12 protein-coding genes are annotated in these 17872 nt (G+C 62.4%); 5 read left to right on the forward strand and 7 right to left on the reverse strand.

What is annotated here, in order from left to right:
* Positions 1 to 10 precede the first annotated feature (10 nt).
* From mapR to PSH66_RS14355, 3 genes are all read right to left on the reverse strand, one after another.
* On the reverse strand, positions 11 to 1420 hold the full coding sequence (mapR, locus tag PSH66_RS14345) for a GntR family transcriptional regulator MpaR (protein ID WP_003173686.1): 1410 nt from the start codon (positions 1418 to 1420) through the stop codon (positions 11 to 13).
* 53 nt (positions 1421 to 1473) lie between these two features.
* Positions 1474 to 2883: a cytochrome c oxidase accessory protein CcoG gene (gene ccoG / locus PSH66_RS14350; RefSeq protein WP_305429456.1), complete on the reverse strand. Its 1410-nt coding sequence runs from the start codon at positions 2881 to 2883 to the stop codon at positions 1474 to 1476.
* Positions 2884 to 3067: 184 nt separating this feature from the next.
* Complete coding sequence (locus PSH66_RS14355; RefSeq protein WP_078824462.1) at positions 3068 to 3307, reverse strand: DUF3203 family protein; 240 nt, start codon at positions 3305 to 3307, stop codon at positions 3068 to 3070.
* A 119-nt stretch (positions 3308 to 3426) separates the two neighbouring features.
* Here PSH66_RS14355 and PSH66_RS14360 point away from each other — a divergent pair, with 119 nt between their 5' ends.
* Positions 3427 to 3921 carry an MgtC/SapB family protein gene (locus PSH66_RS14360; protein WP_003173689.1) on the forward strand — a complete coding sequence of 165 codons (495 nt, stop codon included), beginning with the start codon at positions 3427 to 3429 and terminating at the stop codon, positions 3919 to 3921.
* Here the strand turns inward: PSH66_RS14360 and PSH66_RS14365 are convergent.
* A complete protein-coding gene (locus PSH66_RS14365) occupies positions 3899 to 4075 on the reverse strand; it encodes a hypothetical protein (RefSeq protein ID WP_003173690.1) in 177 nt (58 codons plus the stop codon). The two genes, PSH66_RS14360 and PSH66_RS14365, sit on opposite strands and share 23 nt — an antisense overlap.
* Before the next feature lie 203 nt (positions 4076 to 4278).
* Between PSH66_RS14365 and PSH66_RS14370 the strand changes: the two genes are divergently transcribed.
* The 4 genes from PSH66_RS14370 to PSH66_RS14385 all read left to right on the forward strand — a co-directional run bounded on the left by PSH66_RS14370 (position 4279) and on the right by PSH66_RS14385 (position 13255).
* Positions 4279 to 6267, forward strand: coding sequence for an alpha-1,4-glucan--maltose-1-phosphate maltosyltransferase (locus tag PSH66_RS14370; RefSeq protein WP_305429458.1), 1989 nt, complete (start codon positions 4279 to 4281; stop codon positions 6265 to 6267).
* 188 nt (positions 6268 to 6455) lie between these two features.
* The gene (treS, locus tag PSH66_RS14375) at positions 6456 to 9803 is read left to right on the forward strand and encodes a maltose alpha-D-glucosyltransferase (RefSeq protein ID WP_305429460.1); all 3348 of its coding nucleotides are present in this window, start codon (positions 6456 to 6458) and stop codon (positions 9801 to 9803) included.
* Complete coding sequence (gene glgB / locus PSH66_RS14380) at positions 9800 to 12037, forward strand: 1,4-alpha-glucan branching protein GlgB (protein WP_003173693.1); 2238 nt, start codon at positions 9800 to 9802, stop codon at positions 12035 to 12037. The genes treS and glgB overlap by 4 nt, the downstream gene beginning before the upstream one ends.
* Before the next feature lie 51 nt (positions 12038 to 12088).
* Positions 12089 to 13255 carry a GGDEF domain-containing protein gene (locus tag PSH66_RS14385; protein ID WP_305429461.1) on the forward strand — a complete coding sequence of 389 codons (1167 nt, stop codon included), beginning with the start codon at positions 12089 to 12091 and terminating at the stop codon, positions 13253 to 13255.
* Positions 13256 to 13349: 94 nt separating this feature from the next.
* Here PSH66_RS14385 and PSH66_RS14390 read toward each other — a convergent pair whose 3' ends face one another.
* From PSH66_RS14390 to PSH66_RS14400, 3 genes are all read right to left on the reverse strand, one after another.
* The gene (locus PSH66_RS14390) at positions 13350 to 15536 is read right to left on the reverse strand and encodes a GAF domain-containing protein (RefSeq protein WP_305429463.1); all 2187 of its coding nucleotides are present in this window, start codon (positions 15534 to 15536) and stop codon (positions 13350 to 13352) included.
* Positions 15537 to 15705: 169 nt separating this feature from the next.
* Entirely contained in the window at positions 15706 to 16557 is an 852-nt protein-coding gene (locus tag PSH66_RS14395) for a CAP domain-containing protein (RefSeq protein ID WP_003173697.1), read from the reverse strand.
* 81 nt (positions 16558 to 16638) lie between these two features.
* A complete protein-coding gene (locus PSH66_RS14400) occupies positions 16639 to 17853 on the reverse strand; it encodes an MFS transporter (protein WP_305429465.1) in 1215 nt (404 codons plus the stop codon).
* Between the last annotated feature and the right edge of the window lie 19 nt (positions 17854 to 17872).

The following is a 17872-nucleotide window of genomic DNA, read 5'->3' on the forward strand; positions in this document are numbered from 1 at the left end:
TAGCGCCCGTTCAGAACGAGCGCACAATCCGCCCCAATGTCTCCATGGCCTTCTCCGACGCTTCGGTCCACGGGCTGCCATAGTTCAAGCGGATACAGTTCCTGAAGCGCTGGGTCGCCGAAAAGATCGGTCCCGGCGCGATGCTGATGCCCTGGGCCAGGGCCATCTGGAACAACTTCAGCGAATCGGTCTGCTCCGGCAACTCCAGCCACAGGAAGTAACCCCCGGCCGGTTGGCTGACGCGGGTCTGTGCCGGGAAATAACGGGCGATGGCCGCCAGCATGGCGCTTTGCTGCTCTTCCAGGGCATAGCGCAACTTGCGCAAGTGCCGGTCATAGCCGCCGTGTTGCAGGTAATCGGCAATCGCCGCCTGGGCCGGCATCGATGGGCACAGCGAGGTCATCAATTTCAGGCGCTCGACCTTCTGCGCATAACGCCCGGCCGCTACCCAGCCGACCCGATAACCGGGCGCGAGGCTCTTGGCAAACGAGCCGCAGTGCATCACCAGGCCCTCGGTGTCGAAGGCCTTGGCCGGCTTGGGCGCGTGTTGCCCGTAATACAGCTCGGCGTATACATCGTCCTCGATCAGCGGCACCTGGTGGCTGCGCAACAGTTCCACCAACGCCTGCTTCTTTGCCTCCGGCAAGGTGGCGCCGATGGGGTTCTGGAAACTGGTCATGGTCCAGCACGCTTTGATCGGGTAGCGCTCCAGGGTTTGCGCCAGGGCGTTGAGGTCGATGCCGTCACGCGGGTGCACCGGGATCTCCACCGCCTTGAGCTTCAAGCGTTCCAGCACTTGCAGGCAGGCGTAGAACGCCGGGGCTTCAATGGCCACCAGGTCGCCGGGTTCGGTGACGGCTTGCAGGCACAGGTTCAGCGCTTCGAGGGCGCCGTTGGTGATCAGCAGTTCTTCCATCGGCAGCATCAGGCCACCGACCATATACCGCAGGGCAATCTGCCGACGCAGCTGCGGGTTGCCCGGCGACATGTCGGTGACCACCAGGCGCGGGTCCATCTCACGACTGGCGCTGGCCAGTGAGCGGGCCAGGCGTGGCAACGGAAACAGCATGGGGCTGGGAAATGCCGAGCCAAAAGGCACGGTGTTGGGGTCTTTGATCGAATCGAGCACCGAAAACACCAATTCGCTCACATCCACTTCGGTGGACTCATGCACCTGCTCGCTCACCACCGGCTCGGAAAACGGGCTGGGCGCATGGGTGTTGACGAAGTAGCCGGAACGCGGCCGCGCACGGATCAGGCCACGCCGCTCCAGCAGGTAATAGGCCTGGAACACCGTGGACGGGCTGACGCCGTAGGTCTGGCTGGCATAGCGCACCGACGGCACGCGCTGGCCGGGGCCGAGCACGCCCGAGCGGATCAGTTCCGCGATGTCGTCGGCGAATTTTTCGTAGCGTTTCATGGGTGGCCTTGAACAGTTTCCGATAGTTGGATCTCTACCTATCCAGATAGATTTCAGCGATTCAGTGGGGCGACAAAACGGCTGTCAGCTTCCTGGTAGATCCACGGTTCGTCCACATCCGTCACCTTGAACCGCAGGGTCTGCGAACTGCTCGCCGGCGTATCCGCCAGCAACGCCACCGACACCGGCACATCCACGATTTCCCCCGGCGCCAGGCTGAGTTCGGTCTTGCCTTGCAGCTGGAAGCCCGTGCCTTCTACCAGTTGCACCCGGTAGTCCTGGCGTTGCTGGGTCTTGTTGATGACCTTGAGGCTGTAGATGTTCTCGATCAGGCCCTGGGCGTTCTCACGGAACATGCCCCGGTCCTTGGTCACGTCCAGCGACACCATTGGCCGCTCGACCAGTGCCACCACCAGCGCGGCGATCATCACCAGCAGCACGGCACTGTAGCCGATCAGGCGGGGTCGTAGCAGGTGGGTCTTGCCGCCTTGCATTTGATGCTCGCTGGTATAGCTCACCAGACCACGGGCGTAGCCCATCTTGTCCATGATCGAATCACAGGCGTCGATGCACGCCGCGCAGCCGATGCATTCCATTTGCAGGCCGTCGCGGATGTCGATGCCGGTGGGGCACACCTGCACGCACAGCTGGCAGTCGACGCAATCGCCCAGGCCGACCTCGGCCGGTCTGACGTCACGTTTGCGCGGGCCACGGCGCTCGCCACGGGCGCTGTCGTAGGAAATGGTCAGGGTGTCTTTGTCGAACATCACGCTTTGGAAGCGTGCATACGGGCACATATGCATGCACACCGCTTCACGCAGCCAGCCGGCGTTGATATAGGTGGCCGCCGTGAAAAACAGCACCCAGAACAGGCTGACGCCGCCCATTTGCCAGGTCAGCAACTCGGCGGCCAGCGGGCGAATCGGTGTGAAGTAACCGACAAAGGTCAGCCCAGTCAACACGCTGATACCCAGCCATAAGGTGTGTTTGGCCGAGCGCCTTGCCAGCTTGTTCAGGCTCCAGGGCGCCGCTTGCAGCTTGATGCGCTGGTTGCGCTCGCCTTCGGTGACTTTCTCGCACCACATGAACAACCAGGTGAATGAGCTCTGCGGGCAGGTGTAACCGCACCAGACTCGGCCGGCAAACACCGTGATCGCAAACAGGCCGAAGGCGCAGATGATCAGCAGCGCTGATAGCAGAATGAAATCCTGCGGCCAGAAGGTCGCGCCAAAGATGTGGAATTTGCTGTCGGCCAGGTCCCACAGCACGGCTTGGCGGCCGCCCCAGTCCAGCCACACGGTGCCGAAAAACAGCAGGAACAGCAGCGCGGCACCGGCCACGCGCAAGGTGCGGTACAGGCCGGTGAAGCTGCGGGTATGGATCAGGTTATCGCTGGATTTGGCCTTCACCTTCTTTGGGTGCAGGGGCTCAAAAGTGTCCACGGTTGGGATTCGTTCGCTCATGGTCGTTCGCTCATCAGCCTCCATCAGGCAGATGAACTATGCGCGTGGCTCTGTTTGCATAACAGGCTCAGGCATGGCGATAAAAAGCGGATCAGATGGGGCGATGGCGGGACGCTGCGACAATGTGCTGCACCTCATGGCGAATGGGGTGCAGCGTTATCGCGGATGTGCTGATACAGATCAATTAAATCAACGAACCAGGTTCTTCGGCCTTCACATGTTGGCGACCATCGTGGGCCCCTGCGACCGTCAGGGCGTCGGCCTCGGCTTCAGTGATATAGATCCGCTCGGCCGCCAATTCCACGTAGGACATGGATTTTTCGGTGTCGGTCGCGATATTGACCCGGGTCGCCGGCACGCTCTGTTCCTGGCCGTTGTCGTCGAGCGTGAAGTAGCACAGCTGGTTTTCGATACGTATAGGCATGCCGTTCTCCTTTTTTAGGCTATGAGGGTTTAGGGGTCAGCGATGTGTGGCGGTTCCAGGCAACTGACTGGCGGTCGCGGTTGTCCATGCTTTAACCACAATGACAAAGGACAATGCTCATGGACGCTTGGTGGCATGAAGTGTGGCTGACCCTGCAGGCCGAATTCGCCGACCTTGGCGACGCCCGCCAGCTTACGCAAATCACCGTACGCCTGCTGATGGCCGCGATGCTGGGTGGCATTCTTGGGTTCGAGCGCGAGCACAAGGGCAAGGCTGCGGGGGTACGCACGCATATGCTGGTCGCCATGGGCGCCGCGTTGTTTGTGATGGTGCCGCAGATGTCGGGTAACCAGGCCGACGCCATGAGCCGGGTCGTACAGGGAGTGATCGCCGGGATCGGCTTTCTCGGTGCCGGCACCATTCTTAAAGGCAAGGAAGACGAGGAGGGGCAGCACGTCAAAGGCCTGACCACCGCCGCCGGACTATGGATGACCGCCGCCATCGGCGTAGCCGCGGGGTTGGGGCGCGAATCGACGGCGGTGCTCAGTACCTTGTTGGCGCTGGCGGTGTTCAGCGTCATGCCAATGATCGTCAAACGGCTGGAGAAGGACTGACAATCACTGGCGGCATGGTCGTTGGCGGCTCCTCCATCGGCGGCGGCACGTTTTCCGGCGGCTCTTTCTCCGGAACCGGCTCAGGCTCGGTCGGCGGCAGGGTCGGGTTGTCGATATTCGGGTCCGGCGTTTCTGCCGGGATCGGGATAGTCATCGGTGTGGCCTCCTTTGTGCTTTGCTCTAGCGGTGGACAACCGTGGGGAAGATTTGATTCCCGCTCAATGGCGGTAGATCCATCTGAACTTTTGGCAACGGCCCAGGCTCGGACCTATAGCGGCCCGTTCAGGGAGATCGCGGCTGGCTGATGAATTCGAATCAAGCAAAGAGCGTCCACGGGGCGTAAGGGGAAGATGCTCGATGACCGCTGAAACACAGGTTCCAGAAGATTCCTTGTTGTCGTTGTCCCAGGCGCTGTTGCTGCCCAGGATTGCGATCGAAAGCACCATGCCGGTGATCGACGGCGGTGAGTTTGCCGTCAAGGCCGTGGTTGGCCAGCGGGTCAACGTCACCAGCAAGGTGTTCGCCGATGGTCATGACAAGCTCGCCGTGCTCATCCGCTGGCGCCCGCTGCAGGACGAAAGCTGGCACAGCGTGGTGATGAGCGACGTGGGCAACAACGGCTGGGAGGGAGCGTTTACCGTCACCGTCCAGGGCCCTCACGAATATTGCATCGAAGCCTGGATCGATACCTTCGCCAGCTTCTGCTACGAGCTGCGCAAGAAGCACGAGGCCGGCGTGCCGGTCAGCCTGGAATTGCAGGAGGGGCGCAGCCTGGTATTGCAGGCCGCCGAGCGCAGTGACAACGAGCTGCGCGACCGCCTGATGCTGTTGCACCACGAACTCTCCGGCCTGCTGGAAACCGAGCAGGTCGCGCTGTTCCTGCACGAAGACAGTGCACACTTGATGACCCAGGCCGACCACCGTGCCTACTTGAGCGTCAGCACGGTGTACCCGATTGACGTTGAACGCGAGCGCGCCCAATTCGCCAGCTGGTACGAGCTGTTTCCCCGCTCGATCACCGACGATCCCGCCCGCCATGGCACCTTCAACGATGTGCATGCCCGCCTGCCGATGATCCATGACATGGGCTTTGACGTGTTGTACTTCCCGCCGATTCATCCCATCGGCCGCAGCCACCGCAAGGGCAAGAACAACTCGCTGACCGCTGGCCCCGACGATCCCGGCAGCCCCTACGCGATTGGCAGCGAGGAGGGCGGTCACGAGGCGATCCATCCGCAATTGGGCAGCCGCGAAGACTTCCGTCGGCTGGTCAAGGCCGCCGCCGATCATGGCCTGGAAATCGCCCTGGATTTCGCCATCCAGTGCTCCCAGGACCATCCGTGGCTCAAACAGCACCCCGGCTGGTTCAACTGGCGCCCGGACGGCACGATCAAGTACGCAGAGAACCCGCCCAAGAAGTATCAGGACATCGTCAACGTCGATTTTTATGCCGCTGACGCCATTCCGAGTCTGTGGACCGAACTGCGCGACGTCGTGGTGGGCTGGGTGGAAGAGGGTGTGAAGACCTTTCGCGTCGACAACCCCCACACCAAGCCGCTGCCGTTCTGGCAATGGCTGATCAGCGATGTGCGTGCCAAGTACCCGGAGGTGATCTTTCTCGCCGAGGCCTTCACCACGCCGGCGATGATGGCGCGCCTGGGCAAGGTCGGTTATTCGCAGAGCTACACCTACTTCACCTGGCGCAATACCAAGGCCGAGCTGAGCGAATATTTCACCCAGTTGAACCAGCCGCCTTGGCGGGAGTGCTACCGACCGAACTTCTTCGTCAATACGCCGGACATCAATCCCGGCTTCCTGCACCAATCCGGCCGCGCGGGATTTTTGATCCGCGCCGCGCTGGCCACCATGGGCTCGGGCCTATGGGGCATGTATTCAGGGTTCGAGTTGTGCGAAGCCGCGCCGGTGCCGGGCAAAGAGGAGTACCTGGATTCGGAGAAATACGAGATCCGCCCTCGGGACTTCACGGCGCCGGGCAACATCATTGCCGAGATCGCCCAGCTCAACCGCATCCGCCGGCAGAACCCGGCATTGCAGACGCACCTGGGGCTCAAGCTCTACAACGCCTGGAACGACAACATCCTGTATTTCGGCAAGCGCAGCGAGGACGGCAGCAATTTCATCCTGGTCGCGGTCAACCTCGACCCGTTCAACGCCCAGGAAGCGCACTTTGAACTGCCGCTGTGGGAGATGGGCCTGCCGGACGATGCCCAGACCCAGGGTGAAGACCTGATGAACGGCCACCGCTGGACCTGGTACGGCAAGACCCAGTGGACGCGGCTGGAGCCGCAGATGCCGTTTGGGATTTGGCGCATCACTGTTGCCTGAGTCTTGCGCAGATCAACTGTGGGAGGAGCTTACTGTGGTGAGCGGGCTTGCCCCGCGCTGGGCTGCGAAGCCGCCCCACCAGATTTGTGGTGAATCCGTCGGGGGACAAGCCCCACTCACCACAGCAAGCCCCCTCCCATATTGACCGAGTTCAGTCTGTAAGAATTTGAGTGTTTCAGGAGTTTCCAATGGCGAAGAAACCCAAGGCTGCCACCTTTATCAAAGATCCGCTCTGGTACAAGGACGCGGTGATCTACCAGGTTCACGTCAAATCCTTTTTCGACTCCAACAATGACGGCATTGGCGACTTTCCCGGGTTGATCGCCAAGCTCGACTACATCGCCGACCTGGGTGTGAACACCATCTGGCTGTTGCCGTTCTACCCGTCGCCACGCCGCGATGACGGCTACGACATCGCCGAATACCGCGGCGTACATAGCGACTATGGGACCCTGGCCGACGCCAAGCGCTTTATCGCCGAAGCCCACAAGCGCGGGCTGCGGGTGATCACCGAGCTGGTCATCAATCACACCTCCGACGAACACCCCTGGTTCCAGCGTGCGCGCAAGGCCAAGCCCGGTTCGGCGGCACGGGACTTCTATGTGTGGTCCGATGACGACCAGAAATACGACGGCACCCGCATCATTTTCCTCGACACCGAAAAATCCAACTGGACCTGGGACCCGGTCGCCGGTCAATACTTCTGGCACCGTTTCTACTCCCACCAGCCCGATCTCAATTTCGATAACCCGCAAGTCATGAAGGCCGTGCTGTCGGTGATGCGCTACTGGTTGGACATGGGCATTGACGGCCTGCGCCTGGACGCGATCCCTTACCTGATCGAGCGCGACGGCACCCACAACGAAAACCTCCCCGAAACCCACGATGTGCTCAAACAGATTCGTGCCGAGATCGACGCCAACTACCCGGACCGCATGCTGCTCGCCGAGGCCAACCAATGGCCGGAAGACACGCAAATGTACTTCGGTGACCGCAAGGGCGATGACGGTGACGAATGTCACATGGCCTTCCACTTCCCGTTGATGCCGCGCATGTACATGGCGCTGGCCCAGGAAGATCGCTTCCCGATCACCGACATCTTGCGCCAGACCCCGGAAATCCCCGCCAACTGCCAGTGGGCGATCTTCCTGCGCAACCACGATGAACTGACCCTGGAGATGGTCACCGACAAAGAGCGCGACTACCTGTGGAATTACTACGCCGCTGACCGCCGTGCGCGCATCAACCTGGGGATTCGCCGACGCCTGGCGCCGTTGCTGGAGCGCGACCGCCGCCGCGTGGAACTGCTCAATAGCTTGCTGCTGTCGATGCCGGGCACGCCGACCCTGTATTACGGCGATGAGATCGGCATGGGCGACAACATCTACCTGGGCGACCGCGACGGCGTGCGCACACCGATGCAGTGGTCGATCGACCGCAACGGCGGCTTTTCCCGTGCCGATCCGGCCAGCCTGGTGCTGCCGCCGATCATGGACCCGCTCTACGGTTACCAGTCGGTCAACGTCGAGACCCAGACCCAGGACCCGCACTCGTTGCTCAACTGGAACCGGCGGATGCTCGCGGTGCGCAAGCAATCCAAGGCATTCGGCAGGGGCAGCTTGAAGATGCTCTCGCCGACCAACCGTCGCATCCTGGCCTACACCCGCGAGTACACCGGCGAGGACGGGCACACCGAGATCATCCTGTGCGTGGCCAACGTGTCACGCAGTGCCCAGGCGGCCGAGCTGGACCTGTCGGCGTTTGCCGGCATGGTGCCGGTGGAGATGCTCGGCGGCAATGCCTTCCCACCCATTGGCCAGCTGAATTTTTTGCTGACCCTGGCACCGTACGGCTTCTACTGGTTTGTGTTGGCGGCGGAAAACCAGATGCCCAGCTGGCATGTGGAACCGGCGCAAAGCATTCCCGACTTCACCACATTGGTATTGAAAAAACGCATGGAAGAATTGCTCGAAGAACCTTGCCGCACCACCCTGGAGCACACGTCGTTGCCGGCCTGGCTGCCCAAGCGGCGCTGGTTTGCCGGTAAGGACACGGCCATCGACAGCGTGCGGATTGTCTACGGCGTACGGTTTGGCGACCCGCAGCATCCGGTCTTGCTCAGCGAGCTGGAGGTGAGCGCTGCCGGGCAGGTCAGTCGTTATCAGTTGCCGTTCGGCTTCCTGGCTGAAGACCAGTTCACCAGCGCCTTGCCCCAGCAATTGGCCCTGGCCCGCGTGCGGCGTACCCGCCAGGTCGGGCTGGTGACCGACGCCTTCAGCCTGGAGCACTTCGTTCGTGCAGTGATCCAGGGCCTGCAAGCCGGCACGGTATTGAACTCCAGCGACGGCGACCTGCGTTTTGAAGCTACGCCCCATCTGGCCAAGCTGCAACTGAGCGACGAGACGCCCGTGCGCTATTTGTCGGCCGAGCAGTCCAACAGTTCGGTGGTGGTGGGCGAAAGCCTGGTGCTCAAGTTGATCCGCAAAGTCAGTGCCGGCGTGCATCCGGAGCTTGAGATGAGTGCCTACCTGACCGCCGCCGATTACCCGAATATCTCGCCGTTGATGGGCGCGGTGATTCGCCGCGACGGCAAGGGCGAGGACAACCTGCTGATGATTGCCCAGGGCTACCTCAGCAACCAGGGCGACGCGTGGAGCTGGACCCAGAACAACCTCGAACGCGCCATTCGCGACGAACTGGCCGAAGCCATCTCCGAGCAGGAGCAGCACTACAACGCCCTCGGCGAGCTGGCCGACTTTGCCGGCTTGCTCGGCCAGCGCCTGGGTGAAATGCACGGTGTGCTGGGCGCGCCTACCACCGACAAAGCCTTTGAGCCGCAAGTCACCACCACCAAGGACACCCAGGCCTGGGCCAAGGATGTGGGCGCGCAGATCGACCGCGCACTGCAATTGCTCAAGCAGCATCAAAACCAATTGAACCCGGCGGATCAGGCGCTGGTCAGTGAATTGTTGGCGCAGAAAAAAGCCATCGGTGCTCACGTCCAGGCGTTGGCGAAGGCCACGCTGGGCGGCTTGCGCATCCGCGTTCATGGGGACTTGCACCTGGGCCAGGTCCTGGTGGTGAAAGGCGATGCCTACCTGATCGATTTTGAAGGCGAACCCGCGCGGCCGCTGCATGAACGGCGCGGCAAGCACAGCCCCTATAAGGACGTGAGCGGCGTATTGCGCTCATTTGATTACGCAGCGGCCATGGCCCTGAATGTGCAGGCAGTGGATCAGTCGCCGCAAGCGGATGCCGCGCGCAAGCGCGTGACCGATCGCTACCTGAATGAAGCACGCCGAGCATTTATCCAGGCTTATCAAGCCGCTGCGTCTACACTGGCGCATGACTGGCAGGATGCCAAGGGCCAGGACGCTGCGCTGACGTTGTTCAGCCTGGAGAAGGCCGCGTACGAAGTGGCCTACGAGGCGGAGAACCGCCCGACCTGGTTGCCGGTGCCTTTGCAGGGCTTGCACGGCCTGTTGAGCGAACTGTTACCTAAATCCAAGCATGCACGCGGTGGGGAGACGTCATGAGTTTTACGCATAAAGAACCGCTGCAGCCCAAGTTGACTGCAATGCCGGCGTCCAAGGACGTCGAAGCGCTGGTGCGCGCCGAGCACCACGACCCGTTTTCAATCCTCGGGCCGCACGACGACGAGCAGGGCGGGCAGTTCATCCGCGCGTTCCTGCCGGAAGCCTTGAGTGTCCAGGTACTGGAGCGCGACAGCGGCGAGCCTTTCGGCAGCCTGGAGGCGACCCCGGTACCGGGCTTGTTTGTCGGGCATTTCAGTACGCGTCAGGCGTATTTGCTGAAGATCCAGTGGGCCGGCGGCGAGCAAATCACCGAAGACCCCTACAGTTTCAGCCAGCTGTTACTGGGCGAGATGGACCTGTACCTGTTTGCCGAAGGCAATCACCGCGACTTGGGCAGTTGCCTGGGCGCGCAGGTGACCAGCGTCGACGGCGTGCAAGGCGTACGTTTTGCGGTATGGGCGCCGAACGCGCGGCGTGTGTCGGTGGTGGGCGACTTCAATATCTGGGACGGTCGCCGACATCCGATGCGCTTGCGCCACCCTTCGGGGGTGTGGGAAATCTTTATCCCGCGCCTGCAACCGGGCGCGGCGTACAAGTACGAAATACTCGGCGCCCACGGGATTCTGCCACTCAAGGCCGACCCGATGGCACTGGCTACCCAGCTGCCGCCGGACACCGCCTCGAAAGTCGCCGCGCCGCTGCAGGTCGACTGGCAGGACCACGAATGGATGCAATCACGCGGCGATAAGCAGAAATCGACGGCACCGCTGTCGATCTATGAATTGCACGTCGGCTCCTGGCAATGCGAGCTGGACGAGGCCGGCGAGGTCGCTCGCCACTATGGCTGGCGCGAACTGGCCGAGCGGCTGATTCCCTATGTGCAGCAATTGGGCTTCACCCATATCGAATTGATGCCGATCATGGAGCACCCGTTTGGTGGCTCGTGGGGCTATCAAGCCTTGTCGCAGTTCGCTCCCAGCGCGCGCTTTGGCTCGCCGGAAGATTTCGCCTACTTCGTTAACGCCTGCCATCAGGCCGATATCGGCGTGATCCTTGACTGGGTACCGGCGCATTTCCCCACCGATACCCACGGCCTGGCGCAGTTCGACGGCACTGCGCTGTACGAATACGCCAACCCGCTGGAAGGCTTCCATCAGGACTGGGACACCCTGATCTACAACCTGGGCCGCACCGAAGTGCACGGCTTCATGCTGGCCTCGGCGTTGCACTGGCTCAAGCATTTCCATGTCGACGGCCTGCGCGTGGATGCAGTGGCCTCGATGCTGTACCGCGACTATTCGCGCAAGGCCGGCGAATGGGTGCCCAACCGCCACGGCGGGCGCGAGAACCTGGAAGCCATCGATTTCCTGCGCCACCTCAATGACGTGGTGGCCCTGGAAGCGCCGGGTGCATTGGTGATCGCCGAAGAGTCCACCGCCTGGCCGGGCGTCAGCCAGCCCACCCAACAGGGCGGCCTGGGGTTCAACTACAAATGGAACATGGGCTGGATGCACGATTCGTTGCACTACATCCAGCAAGACCCTGTTTACCGCGCTCATCACCATAACGAGCTGAGCTTCGGCCTGGTGTATGCCTGGTCCGAGCGTTTTATCCTGCCGATTTCCCACGATGAAGTGGTGCACGGCAAGCATTCGCTGATCGACAAGATGCCCGGCGACCGTTGGCAGAAGTTTGCCAACCTGCGTGCCTATCTGACGTTCATGTGGATGCATCCCGGCAAAAAGCTGCTGTTCATGGGCTGCGAGTTCGGCCAGTGGCGCGAATGGAATCACGACCAGCAACTGGACTGGTACCTGTTGCAGTACCAGGAGCACCAGGGTGTGCAAAAACTGGTGGGCGACCTGAATCGGCTCTACCGCGAAGAACCCGCGTTGCACGAACAGGACGACGCGCCCCAGGGCTTCCAGTGGCTGATCGGCGATGACGCGATCAACAGCGTCTACGCCTGGCTGCGCTGGAGCAAGGACGGCAAACCGGTGCTGGTGGTGGCCAACTTCACCCCGGTACCGCGTGAAGCCTACGCCGTGGGGGTGCCGTTTGCCGGGCGCTGGAGCGAGGTGATCAACAGTGACGCAGACACCTATGCCGGCTCCAATTTCGGCAACGGTGGTGAAGTGTTCACCCAGGATGAGCCGCGCCACGGTCAGCCGGTGTCGTTGTCGCTGAATTTGCCGCCGTTGGGGGTGCTGATTCTGCGACCCGAAGCGCGTTAACGGCTCTACCATGAGGGATTCGGTTGTCCACGGTGCTGGCAGGGTGCCACAATGGCGCCTTTGTCGTGGCAGTCGGATCAGGCGGATTTCATGAATGGCCTTGGGCGTGAGCAGGACCAGGATTGCTTTATAGAAGAGCAGGTGCGGACCGACCGTCTGCACCAGCTGTTCCGGCAGTCGTTTGCGGCCATTTTCGGCAGTTACATGGCCGCCGCCATGCTGTGTTGGCTGTGCTGGGATCGCTTCGAACACAGCGTCATGCTGGTCTGGCTGGTGCTGCTGGCGGCGTCTTCGCTGCTGCGGATCAAGATGTTCGTGGACTGGTTTCGCTGCCCGAACAGCGAACGTACCCCCGACCGCTGGGAGCGCCGCTACTGGATCACGCTGACGCTCTCGGCGGGTATCTGGGGCCTTGGTGCGTTTGCGGTGATGCCCACCGATGACCGTTTATCCCAGGTACTGGTGATGTTGTTCACCGTGGGCATGTCGGTGAGCGCGGTCTCGTGTTATTCGGCCTATCGCTGCATGACGCTGGCGTCCATCGCCCTGGTATTGCTGCCCTGTACGCTATGGTTGCTGTTCCAGCCATCGCCGATGCAGGTGGGGGTGGCAATTGCGGTATTGGTGTTCAGCACCTTTGTGGTCAGCGCTACCCGCAAATTGTCCGATGCCCTGGAAAAAGCCTTTCGCCTGACCCGGCAAATGGAACATGCCCACAACATCTCGACCCATGCCGCACAAACCGACGAGCTGACCGGCCTGATGAATCGCCGCGCGTTTTTCGAACATGCCCAGCTGTTATACGCACAGTGCCGCCATCACCAGCAACCGCTGTGTGCATTGATGATGGACATGGACCATTTCAAGCAGATCAACGACACCTACGGCCATCAGGCCGGCGACCAAGTGTTGCGCCAGATTGGCGGGGTGATCAGCGCATCGTTTCGTAAGGCTGACGTGTATGGGCGATTGGGGGGCGAGGAGTTTGCCGTCCTGTTGCCCAACACTACGCTGGAAACCGCGCGAGAAATTGCGGAACAACTGATCAAGGCCATCTCCGGCCTGGTCTCCGACCCGGTGCACGGGCTGAGCGCAAGCCTCGGCGTGGCTTTCACCGATGCGGTGGATCAGGACCTGCACGGCTTGATGAATACGGCCGACAAGGCGCTGTACCGGGCCAAGGCGCAGGGCCGCAACCAGGTTGCGGTGGCGGAGTAGAGGCAAACTGTCTGCTCTTCCACAGGGGATCTGCATTTAACTGGTCGGCATTGGATCAAGCCCCTCCCACATTTAGATACCTATGGAGGAGCGCTCAGTCCTTGAGCATGGCTCTGGTCAACACCCGCGAGACCTGCTCGGCAGAGTAGGGCTTGGCGAGAAACTCGAACCCTTCGTAGCCGCTCTCGGCCAGCTCATCACTGTAGCCCGAGGTGAGCACCACGGGTAAATCCGCGCGGCGCTGGCGCAGCTGCCTGGCCATGGCCACGCCGGTGATGCCTGGCATCACTACGTCCGAGAAAATCACATCGAACGCCATGGCGTCCTGGCCCGCGAGGGTCAGTGCCTGCTCGGCATCGGTGGCCCAGGTGGTCTGGTAGCCCAGGTCTTGCAGGATCTGGCTGGCAAACCGTCCGACTTCGAGGTTGTCCTCCACGATCAATACATGGCACTGGGCAGCGTCATGGGCCGGGACGGGGCTTTCCTGGGCGCTGTGCTGCGCGCAGGTCTGGGCCTCGACCTGCGGCAGGTACAAGGTGAACACGCTGCCCTGGCCGAGGGTGCTGGCCACGTCGATGTTGCCCCCGGATTGCTTGGCAAACCCGAACACCTGAGACAAGCCCAGGCCCGTGCCTTTACCCACGGCCTTGGTGGTAAAGAACGGCTCGAAAATCCGCTCGGCGGTTTCGGGCGTAATGCCCGAGCCGGTATCGGCCAGGGAGATGGCGATATGCGGCTGGCGTGACCCGGCGTCGCCACGGATGCCGGGCAGCGGCTGCTCGCCGGCAACCCGCAGCGTCAGCGTGCCCTGGCCACCCATCGCGTCGCGGGCATTGAGGGCGATGTTGATCAGTGCGGTTTCAAACTGGCTGGAGTCGACCCGTGCGAAGCAGGCGTGCGGCGACAACTCGACCAGTACCCGAATACGCGCCCCGGTGACGCTTTCGAGCATCTCGCCGATATTCTGTACACGCTGGCCCACATCGAAAACTTCGGGGTTCAGGGGTTGGCGGCGGGCAAAGGCGAGCAGTTGGCTGGTCAACTTGCTGGCCCGCTCCACGGTGTCGGACACCGCGCTCATATAGCGCTGGCGGCGTTCTTCCGGCAGACCCGGCTGGCGCAGAAAATCCACCGATGAGCGAATGATCGTCAGCAGGTTGTTGAAGTCGTGGGCCACGCCTCCGGTCAACTGGCCGATGGCTTCGAGCTTTTGCGACTGGCGCAGCGCGGCTTCGGCCTGGGCCAGCGCCACGGTGCGCTCTTGCACGCGCTGTTCCAGGGTCCTGTTCAGTTCGGCGTAGGCGGCCAGGCCCTGGCGCACGTCGGCATCGGCGCGCACCCGCTCGATATGCGCCCAGGAGCGCTCGGTGACCTCGCGCAACAAGGCCAGGTCGTAGGGCGACCAGGTGCGGGGTGATTTGTCATGCACGGCCATCAAGGCGGTCAGGCGACCGTTCTTGATCAGCGGCATGCAGAGGGTGGCGCTGACGCCCAGGGCCTGGAAGCTGGCGGACTCCGCGGCAGGCAGTTCGCGCAGGTTATCGTGGATCACCAGCGGTTCGCCGGCCCGCAGGCAGGTGACGGCGCGCTCGCCAAACGCGGCCAGGCTGTAGCGCCCGATAATGCTCGGCGACCCCGGCGTGGTCCAATTGCCGCGAATAGTGAAGCCATCTTCGTCGGCGTCCATGTCGGCGTAGGCGCAATTGCTCACTTGCAGGTGTTCGGTCAGCAGTCGGGTCGTGCTGGTCATGACCGCCTCGGCATCGGCGGCATTGATCACCGCGTTACCGATGGCATCCAGCACCGCCAGGCGCCGCGTGAGGAATACCGTGGCCGTGGTTTCGGTGACGGTATCCAGCAGGCCGACCACGTTGCCCTGGGGGTCGCGGATCGGGCTGTAGCAGAAGGTGAAGTACGCCTGCTCACGCGCCTGGCCGCGCTCGATCACCAGCGGGAAGTTTTCGATATAGGTGGCGTGACCCTGGAAGGCAGCGTCGGAAATGGGGCGGATGTCGTTCCACACCTCACTCCATATTTCGCTGAACGGACGGCCCAGCGCATAGGGTTTGTTACCCAGGATCGGGATAAACGCGTCGTTGTACAGCGTGATCAACTGCGGGCCCCAGACAATCGCCTGGGGGAAGCTCGACGCAAAACACAGTGCCACGGTGGTCTTGAGCACATCCGGCCACTGCTCCGGCGGCCCCAGGGGCGTACTCGCCCAATCATGCTGACGCACACGCTCAGCCATGTCGCTGCTGCATTGCAGCCAATTCGTCATTGGGAGAACACCTTTAACCAGCCTCTACTGTGCGCCTTCTGTGTCTGGCGCACAGCTACAGACCTGCCTGAACGCTGCCAGTTCAGCGCGATTATCGGCTAGATGGCAATTTGATGCTTCCTTGAATTGAACAGGCCAGGCGCCGCGAGGTCGGGCGCCTGGCCAATGCTCATTGCGTGCCGAATAAACCGGTCCAGTAGATGCCCGCGTCACTCTTCGGGTCCATGGCATAGGCGGCGCCCAGTTCGCGAAATTGCGGGCTCATCAGGTTGGCGCAATGACCGGGGCTGGCGAGCCAGCCGTCGACCACCTTGCGTGGGGTATCCAGGCCGGCGGCGATGTTCTCGCCGATGTTCTTCGCGATGTACCCGGCCAACTCGGCGCGGTCGCCGGGGGTACGGCCGTCGTGGTCCAGGTGGTCGAAGAAATTGCCGTTGGCCATGTTGCGCGTGTGGCTGTTGGCGGCGCTGGCCAGGGTGTCGTTCCACGACAGCGGGGTGGTCGCGGTGAACTGCTGGGGCCCGCATTGGCGGGGTTGACTGCGGGCGGAATTGATCAGGTCGAGCAGTTTACGGCCTTCGGTCTGCCAGTCGCCCAGGCCGCTCGATAGCAGCGGGCGCGCCAGCACGATGCGCCAGTCCTGGCCGCTGTTACTCACGCCGATGTCGACGAATTGCGGGTCCAGCACCACCCGGCAGAAGCTCTCGCGCACCGCCTTCATTGCCGCCTGGGCATCCCTGGGCCCGGACAGGCTGATGGCCTGCACATTCACCATCGGGTATGCCGCGCGGGCCAGGGCCTGCTGCAAATCGCCGACGTTATTGGCCGGCAGCACCAGGCGTGTGTCGGCGGCCAGGGGGGGCAGTTCCTGGGAACCTTGGTCGCCGCAGCGTTGCACCTGGCTGCGGTATTGGTTGATCTGTTGTACCAACTGACTTTCTTCATTCGCCATCGCGCTGGCGCAGAACACCGTACTGGCGGCCAGCGTCGTAAGACCCATCATCAATGACAGAACGCGCATGGACGTTACCCTTGAGCTTGAAAGTGCTCATGATGCGCGATGTAACCCGGTCTGGCGCAACGCCTTTTTTGTTTTTTTGCCTCAACGGGTGTTCTGCGCGCCGTTCACGGCACGGTTATGGCCCCATGCCAGCGCACTGGCGAGCATGATCAGGCACAGCGCCGCGGCGAAGGTTGTGTGCAGGCCATTTGCCACGGATTGCGGCGCGGCGTGGATGACGTCGGGGGTTACCCAGGCGAACACCGCGCCCAGGGCCGAGGCGCCGAGAATCAGACCGAGGTTGCGTGACAAGTTCAGCAGGCCGGAAACCGTGCCGCGCCGGCTCGCCTCGACCTCACTCATCACCGCTGTGTTATTGGCGGCCTGGAACAGGCTGTATCCCGTCGTCAGGACCATCAGCGCGCCCAGATAGACGATCAACCCCGAGGCCAGCGACAGCAGCAGGGCGCCACACAGCAGAATGCCCAGTCCGGCGCGGGTCATGCGTTGGCTGCCAAGACGGTCGGTGAGGCGTCCGGCGGGCACGCCGGTGAGTGCGGCGACACACGGGCCGACGGCCATGGCCAGGCCCATCCATTCAGGCGACAAGCCCAGGCCGCGTGACAGATAAAACGGCCCGACCACAAAAGTGGCCATGATCACGGCGGCGACCAACGTGCTCATTGCCAGGCCTTTGCGTAGCGATGCGTCCTTGAGTGGCGACCAAAGACTCACCATGCCGGCTGCCGGCAGGTATTGTCGATCCGCTGGCAAAGCGCGCCAGGCCAGCACCACCGCCAGCAGCCCCAGCGGCACTCCCGCCAGGAATAACGCGCGCCAGCCCCATAGGCTGAGCAACAGGCCGCCCGCGCTGGGGCCCATGGCGGTGCCGACGGCCGACATCGTGCCGAGCAAGCCCATGACCCGACCGATGCGTTCCTTGGTCACGGTATCGGCGACCAGGCCCAGGGTCATGGCCATCATGATTGCAGCGCCCAAACCTTGCAGGGTGCGCGCGGCGATCAGCGTATTGAGTGACGGCGCGCTGCCGCACAGCCCGCACGCCAGCGTGAACAGCAGCAACCCGCCGAGCAACAGCCGACGACGGCCCAGGCGATCACCCAGATTACCCGCGCTGACGATCACCGCCGTGATCGCCAGCAGGTAGGCCAGCACCACCCACTGCACCGCCTGAAAGGACGCGGCGAACGCCAGCGCCAGGCTGGGCAAGCCGACATTGGCAATACTGGTGCCGAGGGACGCCAGCAGCATGGACAGCGACAGGCAGACGAGGCTGCCGCGTGGGGAGGAGGGCATGGGGGATTCCTTGGGTGAA

The organism is Pseudomonas sp. FP597, from assembly GCF_030687435.1.
GTDB lineage: Bacteria > Pseudomonadota > Gammaproteobacteria > Pseudomonadales > Pseudomonadaceae > Aquipseudomonas > Aquipseudomonas lactucae.

Bases quoted from the DNA above. Each gene is read 5' to 3' on its own strand.
- mapR (WP_003173686.1), bottom strand. From the start codon at position 1,420: ATGAAACGCTACGAAAAATTCGCCGACGACATCGCGGAACTGATCCGC.
- ccoG (WP_305429456.1), bottom strand. From the start codon at position 2,883: ATGAGCGAACGAATCCCAACCGTGGACACTTTTGAGCCCCTGCACCCA.
- PSH66_RS14355 (WP_078824462.1), bottom strand. From the start codon at position 3,307: ATGCCTATACGTATCGAAAACCAGCTGTGCTACTTCACGCTCGACGAC.
- PSH66_RS14360 (WP_003173689.1), top strand. From the start codon at position 3,427: ATGGACGCTTGGTGGCATGAAGTGTGGCTGACCCTGCAGGCCGAATTC.
- PSH66_RS14365 (WP_003173690.1), bottom strand. From the start codon at position 4,075: ATGACTATCCCGATCCCGGCAGAAACGCCGGACCCGAATATCGACAAC.
- PSH66_RS14370 (WP_305429458.1), top strand. From the start codon at position 4,279: ATGACCGCTGAAACACAGGTTCCAGAAGATTCCTTGTTGTCGTTGTCC.
- treS (WP_305429460.1), top strand. From the start codon at position 6,456: ATGGCGAAGAAACCCAAGGCTGCCACCTTTATCAAAGATCCGCTCTGG.
- glgB (WP_003173693.1), top strand. From the start codon at position 9,800: ATGAGTTTTACGCATAAAGAACCGCTGCAGCCCAAGTTGACTGCAATG.
- PSH66_RS14385 (WP_305429461.1), top strand. From the start codon at position 12,089: ATGGCGCCTTTGTCGTGGCAGTCGGATCAGGCGGATTTCATGAATGGC.
- PSH66_RS14390 (WP_305429463.1), bottom strand. From the start codon at position 15,536: ATGACGAATTGGCTGCAATGCAGCAGCGACATGGCTGAGCGTGTGCGT.
- PSH66_RS14395 (WP_003173697.1), bottom strand. From the start codon at position 16,557: ATGCGCGTTCTGTCATTGATGATGGGTCTTACGACGCTGGCCGCCAGT.
- PSH66_RS14400 (WP_305429465.1), bottom strand. From the start codon at position 17,853: ATGCCCTCCTCCCCACGCGGCAGCCTCGTCTGCCTGTCGCTGTCCATG.